Here is a 6,118-nt window from a genome sequence, read left to right as displayed (position 1 = left end):
ACGAAGCTCCTCTGATGTCTCCGCCGCTACGGGGCAGAACCTCTCAAAGACGACCCCGCCGTGTCGTGGGAGCCCAGGCGCCGGTGCTCAGTTGGCGCGCGCAGGCGGATTCGATAGACTATAAATGCCGATAGCTTGGAAAGTTGTGGACAACGGGCGGACAGACGATGGTGGGGATTGCAAAACGAGTCACCTGCTCAGCCGCACTGGGCCTGGCGCTAGGCGCGCTGCCGTCCATGGTGGCGGCGTATTTCCCCGACCCCAGCGAATACACCGACCGGGTCGAATACAATAACAAGTACTACTACGTGTCATACGCCCAGGGCGACTTGCAGGATGACAGTGATGCCATGTGGACATCCAATCGGCTCTCCGGTGCTTCCTGGTTCGGCAATGAAACCATGGCAGAAACATTCGCACAGACGACCCAGCAGCAAGGGGCGATGTTTGGCTATCGTGCTGAACAGGATTCGTTCGATGGTAATGAGATTTACGCCTGGGAGTGGACCGGGAGTGATGTGGGTCAATCGTCTGGTATTTTCGATCAAATCACGTACGCCTTCGAACCGGTCTCACCGAAGAATGTCCCGGAGATTGACGGGGCGGCACTCGCCCAGGGGCTTGTTGGCGTCGGCGGCCTTGGCCTGTGGGTGGCCGGGCGGCGGCGAGTGGGCGAGCCCGATGCGGCCGCCTAGCCGGCGGGGCGCAGGGCATTGAGCGGATAAGGATATGACGCGGGCATCATCGACGGCCAACCACCATCCCGTACGAGGCATCGTCTGGGGACTGGCCGCGCTCATCACGGGAGTGATCACAGCCCTCGCCATGCCGAGTGCGAGCGCTGAGACCTCGTATTCGATCGATGTTGCCGGGCAGAACTATAAGATCGTATTGAGCAACACCGTGCTTCGGCTACCCAACGGTAATCTCAACCCCTACGCGACCACGAAAACGCCCTGGTGGTCGCAGAGCGATGATCGGGCCGACGCCGAGGCAGCGCTCACATCGCTGATCAACGACACAAACTACAGCCGCGCGCAGGACGGATCGGTGACGTTTGCGTTCTATGAATTCGACGATGGGTTTTTTGCTGGCCGGTATGCGAATGCTGACGAAAAAACGTTCCGTACGGTGATTGCAGGGACGAACAAGGCTCTTTACGCGACCGTGCCGGTGCCAGAAATCGATGGCGCGGCAATGGCGCAGGGCGTGGTCGTTGTGAGCGCGCTCGCGCTCTGGGGCTTCGGCCGGCGCGGCGCCGGGAGCGCCGGTGCGCGCGCGGGCCGAAGCCCTGCAAGCGGCGTCGCCCCCGCGGCTGTGCGCGCATCGGGGGGCTGAGCGATGCAATATGCAAAGACGCCGTTAAAATCGATGCGAACTCGCCGCGGGTTGAGGGGCATGTTAGGGGCCGCACTGATCGCCTGTAGCTTTAGCGTGCAGGCACAGACCCCCAGCCTGACGCTCTCAATCAACGTTGAGGGGACGAATTACAGCGTTGGCGTATTCTCGGGCAAGCCCTCGGCGCTCGCCTCCAACCCGCCTGAAGGCTATCTCGCTCTGAACCAGACCGACTGGTGGGGCAAACCGGGTCTCGCCGAGGACCTCGCTACGGACTCGCCAGAGGTGGATGACTTACCGATTTTTTATATCTACGGCTATCGGGAGAACGAGCCGGGCGTCTTTGAGAGCTATTATTCTGAAGCGGGTGCTTCGGCGACGCAGTACGACGGCGGCGTTGACCAGACTCGTGATTATGCAATGCAGGCCGTCCCGGAGATTGATGGGGCGGCGCTTAGCCAGGGCGTGCTGGTGCTAGCGGCGGTGGGGCTTTGGGGGCTTGGGCGCCGGCGGGCGTGTACGGCGGAGTAGCCAGTAATTGAGTGGGAGTGCTCGATGATCAATCAATTTCGGCAACGCGCGGCGAGATCGACTGAAGCAGGCGAGCATTCGCTGCGCCGGCGCGCGCGGTGTTGGGTTGCTGGAGCCGCCATGGCGTTGATGGCGCTCTCATCACCCGCCGTCGCAACCACGCTGGAGCTCACGGTGGATGGGACGATCTACACGGTCGAGCGCGTCTACTATTCAAGCGGAGCATCTAGTTTCCTTGGCCAGTATGGCGATCAATACCAGTCCTGGGCCTGGTTTTCTGACGACACCACTGATAACACGCTCGCCAACGCACTCGCCACGCAATGGGAACAGGGTTCAACGGCGTCTATTCGCTTTATTTATGCTCTAGATAATAATGAGTTATATTTTAGCGCCTTTACCGGCCAGGTCATTCAAGACGATGACACCGGAACTGGTAACACCGCCATATCAGCTTACGCGGTGCAGGTCGATGCCCGCGCCGTCCCGGAGATCGATGGTGTGGTGCTTGGTCAGGGGCTGCTCGTGCTGAGCGCGGTCGGGCTCTGGGGGCTTGGGCGCCGGCGCGAGCGCGCTGAGTCGATGGGTGGAGCGTAGGGGGGGTGCACGTGCGCGCCCGGGGTTGAGCTTCGAACACTACCGCACGCCGGCCACCGCCCCCATCGCGCTGAGCGCCCCGCCTGGCGAGCGCGCTGAGTCAAAGGCCCACGCACTGAGACACTGGATGCAAGAGCGGATGCACACGCTGATCACCCCAAAGGCTATCACTGCGCGGCCCGCGCGCCGTCGCGAGGCGCAACCAATGCGCCTCGGGCTTCTCGCGCTCGCGCTCGGTCTCGCCCTTTCGATGGACGCGGGCGCGAGCACCGAATCGATTGTGGTGAATAACCAGATCTACTCCGTTGAGTACACGACCAACGAGATCAAGGACCTGGAGGCGGCGATTACGACGACGAGCTGGTACGACGGTGGCACGACAAACCCCCGGACGCTAAGCGAGGCGCTCGCGAGCGCTTCAACGGAGTCGAACGCGTTTTTTGTCTACACGTTCAACAACCGAAAGGACGGGGTCGACTTCTACACCGCGATTAATACGAATTCGCCTGATCTTGCGGAGACCGTGCAAGACGATGTGACCGGGAGATTCGCGATCCAGACCGCGGCGCCGGTCTTTGTCCCCGAGATCGATGGCACGGCGCTTGGCCAGGGACTGCTCGCGCTGAGCGCGATCGGGCTCTGGGGGCTCGGGCGCCGGCGCGATCCGGGCAGGCTGGATAGCGCACCGATGTCCGCACCCGCTAGCGTATAGCGACGCGCAGACGATCCTTCGCGCATTGCAGCGGCACCGCCCCCATCACCCGATGGGGGCGAGCTCGCCGGGGCAAGTGATGCAGACGCCAAAGCCCGCGTTGCCCCGAGGTGGCAATAGGCGCTCGGAGCGAGCGCGCGCATCACTGAGCCCCGCCGGATCCACCCGATACTGACTTGCCTGTAGCGCTCGCCGTACGACAACGCCCCGGCCCCGGCGAGAGAGCGATGTATTGCGGGGGTGTACGGCTAGCCGATCAGTGGCATCTGGCCCGCGCGCATGGCGTCCCCTGCGAGAGGGCAGAGGCCAGGCCATCACTCGAGTGCGAGGCGGCTCATCTGGTCAAACCCGCTCGGCTGAGATCCGCTGGAGGCCGCGGGCGGTCGGGTCGGGTTAACATCCACCCCACGGTTAACGCCGGGGGTGTGTGCTCGCAGGATGTCAGGGCGTTGAGGGCGCGGGCCGCGGGACCACGCACCGCCACTCGACAAGCCGAGCTCGGTCGTGCGCTGACGCCGCCACCCGGCGCACCACAAGCCGATGCCAGCGATCGCGAGCACGCCCTGGGCGAGGGCGGCACCGTCGATCTCCGGGACATAGGACACGGCACCGCTCTGGACGACGTAGGAATAAGAAGTCACTCTGGATAACCCCGCCTGCGTTCCATCGTCAGGAGAGTCGTAGACAATGTTGTAGACGGATGTCACCCGATCGAGGTCTGCGTTGAATGCGTAGGCGCTGTAGCTAAATTTGAATACATCTTCGTATTGGTTGAGCATCGCCTCACGCAGCGCAATGGCAGTCGATGGATCACTTGCCGAGCCGCTCCACCAATCCGTGGCGGTGATTGTTGCGGCGTTGTCCTCGTAACTGATTTGCGGGTCGGCGACACCGATCGTGTAGATCTGGTTACCCACGATGACATCGTAATAAGTGGTCGCATTCGCCACACCGGGCAGAATCGCCGAACCAATGAGAGCGAGTGCCGCACCGAGCCCCGCGCTCACGCGCCGGCGCTCACGCGGATGTCCGCCCATCGCCGCGCTCATGCGATGACCTCAGCCTCGGCTCTCGGCTCTCGCCGCCGCCCTGAGGCCCACAGGGCGATCGCTCCGAGGGCGAGCACGCCCTGGCCGATTGCCGCGGCGTCAATCTCCGGGACAGCCACCGGCGCACCGTCGACGAAGGCATAGTTGCGGGCGCTCCCTGGGGCTGTACTGCCGGTAACCGGTTCGGAATCTATGATTTTATACCATTCGTATTCGTTATCCTGATTTTGTGCAAATGCGAATTGCACATTACTGATCCCTCGCTCAAAGGCGGCTTCGGCGAAGGTTTGCGCGTCCGTAGACTCATTCGCATTACCGCTCCACCAGGGCGCATAGCGCTCGGAGGGGGTCGGGGACGTCGTCGGGTTGCCCTTGAGCTCGACACCGATGTCGTAGTAAAACCCATCGACGATCACGCGGGTGGTGTTCGCATCGGCGGCCGGGCTCACCGCAACGGCGAGTAGCGCGGCAAGTGCGGCGCGCTGCCCCAACCCGCGCCGGCGCGCTTGTCTTGATTGCGCTTGTGTATCCATTATCTCCCTCTCGATCCGCTCAGGCCGGATCCGGCGTGATCTTCCCCGCACGCGCGTCGCACAGGCCCCTCAATGCACCGGCGCCGCACTCAGCGAGGCCCCCATCCGCGTGTCGCCTCGCGCGTGCCCCGCGCGGCCTCGCCCAGCGAACCACAGGCCGACGCCGGCAATGGCGAGCGCGCCCTGGGCGAGGGCGGCGCCATCGATTTCAGGCACGACCACCGGCGCACCGTCCACGTAGGCGAAAACCGCGGAACCGTTGATACCGGCATAATACGCCTCAATACCCCCGCTACCGTCAACGTTAGGTCTCGCGGCCTCCGCGTTGTTTGTTGTCCCCGATTTCCCGTAGGCAAAGCGCACTGTGCTCTCTGTCCCAACGCCTGCGTCGAAGGCAGCTATGGCGAACGCCCCGGCCGTGTCCCCCGAACCAAACCAGGGCGCATAGCGATTGGAGGGGGTCGTGGACGTCGGCGGCGAATTCGTGAACTCGGAACCGATGTCGTAGTAAAACCCGTCGACGATCACGCGGGTGGTGTTCGCATCGGCGGCCGGGCTCACCGCAACGGCGAGTAGCGCGGCGAGTGCGGCGCGCTGCCCCAACCCGCGCCGGCGCGCTTGTCTTGATTGCGCTTGTGTATCCATCATCTCCCTCTCGATCCGCTCGGGCCGGATCCGGCGTGATCTTCCACGCACGCGCGTCGCACAGGCCCCTCAATGCACCGGCGCCGCACTCAGCGAGGCCCCCATCCGCGTGTCGCCTCGCGCGTGCGCCGCGCGGCCCCGCCCAGCGAACCACAGGCCGATGCCAGCGATCGCGAGCGCGCCCTGGGCGAGGGCGGCGCCATCGATTTCAGGCACCTCCACCGCCGCGCCATCCACGAAGGCGAAATCTTTTTCTCCACTACCACTGCTAGTACTGGGCGTGTCGGTGGCGCTCGTCGCGAATACCGCTTGATTTATTTCGCCCGCCCGTCCGTAGGCAAAATACACCGGGTCGCTTTTGCCAACGCCGGCGGCGTAGGCGGCTTTTGCATAATCACGGGCCAGATCGAGCGACCCGAACCAGGGTGCATAGCCGCTGGAGACATCGCTACTATCCGGCGGATTGCTTGTAGTCTCTACGCCTATCTGGTAGCGAAACCCCTCCACCACCACCGATGTGGTGTTCGCGCTCGCGACCCCCGATGTAATCGCGATCGCCCCCGCCACTGCGGCGGCGGCGAGCGCGCCTGGCCGCCGAATGGTTCTACTCACACTGCTTGCCCACGCATTGATCCCCATGGTGGTGTGAGATTACCAACGCCCACGCGGCGCTGCAACGCGCGGGGTCTAGTCAGAGCGCGCGCGTGTGCGCC

General features: G+C 63.7%; 9 protein-coding genes. 5 read left to right on the top strand and 4 right to left on the bottom strand.

Annotation, left to right across the window (positions count from 1 at the left end; all coding sequences use genetic code 11):
* The first annotated feature begins 167 nt into the window (after positions 1-167).
* The 5 genes from V6X63_RS10225 (at position 168) to V6X63_RS10205 (ending at position 3,178) form a co-directional block, all read left to right on the top strand.
* Positions 168-695, top strand: coding sequence for a hypothetical protein (locus V6X63_RS10225; RefSeq protein WP_367978854.1), 528 nt, complete (start codon positions 168-170; stop codon positions 693-695).
* Positions 696-807: 112 nt separating this feature from the next.
* Positions 808-1,338, top strand: a complete 531-nt coding sequence (locus V6X63_RS10220) for a hypothetical protein (protein ID WP_367978853.1) — start codon at positions 808-810, stop codon at positions 1,336-1,338.
* A 96-nt stretch (positions 1,339-1,434) separates the two neighbouring features.
* The gene (locus V6X63_RS10215) at positions 1,435-1,869 is read left to right on the top strand and encodes a hypothetical protein (RefSeq protein WP_367978852.1); all 435 of its coding nucleotides are present in this window, start codon (positions 1,435-1,437) and stop codon (positions 1,867-1,869) included.
* Between the two features lie 24 nt (positions 1,870-1,893).
* Complete coding sequence (locus V6X63_RS10210) at positions 1,894-2,466, top strand: hypothetical protein (RefSeq protein WP_367978851.1); 573 nt, start codon at positions 1,894-1,896, stop codon at positions 2,464-2,466.
* Positions 2,467-2,605: 139 nt separating this feature from the next.
* Positions 2,606-3,178 (top strand): hypothetical protein, encoded by a 573-nt coding sequence (locus tag V6X63_RS10205; protein ID WP_367978850.1) that lies wholly within the window; start codon positions 2,606-2,608, stop codon positions 3,176-3,178.
* A 314-nt stretch (positions 3,179-3,492) separates the two neighbouring features.
* Here the strand turns inward: V6X63_RS10205 and V6X63_RS10200 are convergent, their stop codons facing one another.
* The 4 genes from V6X63_RS10200 to V6X63_RS10185 all read right to left on the bottom strand — a co-directional run bounded on the left by V6X63_RS10200 (position 3,493) and on the right by V6X63_RS10185 (position 6,017).
* The gene (locus V6X63_RS10200) at positions 3,493-4,227 is read right to left on the bottom strand and encodes a hypothetical protein (RefSeq protein WP_367978849.1); all 735 of its coding nucleotides are present in this window, start codon (positions 4,225-4,227) and stop codon (positions 3,493-3,495) included.
* Positions 4,224-4,760 carry a hypothetical protein gene (locus tag V6X63_RS10195; protein ID WP_367978848.1) on the bottom strand — a complete coding sequence of 179 codons (537 nt, stop codon included), beginning with the start codon at positions 4,758-4,760 and terminating at the stop codon, positions 4,224-4,226. The genes V6X63_RS10200 and V6X63_RS10195 overlap by 4 nt, the downstream gene beginning before the upstream one ends.
* A 69-nt stretch (positions 4,761-4,829) precedes the next feature.
* The gene (locus tag V6X63_RS10190; protein WP_367978847.1) at positions 4,830-5,408 is read right to left on the bottom strand and encodes a hypothetical protein; all 579 of its coding nucleotides are present in this window, start codon (positions 5,406-5,408) and stop codon (positions 4,830-4,832) included.
* A gap of 66 nt (positions 5,409-5,474) precedes the next feature.
* Complete coding sequence (locus V6X63_RS10185; RefSeq protein WP_367978846.1) at positions 5,475-6,017, bottom strand: hypothetical protein; 543 nt, start codon at positions 6,015-6,017, stop codon at positions 5,475-5,477.
* Positions 6,018-6,118: the final 101 nt, after the last annotated feature.

The organism is Spiribacter onubensis, from assembly GCF_040838425.1.
Lineage (GTDB): Bacteria > Pseudomonadota > Gammaproteobacteria > Nitrococcales > Nitrococcaceae > Spiribacter > Spiribacter onubensis.
Note: the sequence above shows the minus strand (reverse complement) of the source record. Positions and strands in the feature narration are given on the sequence as shown.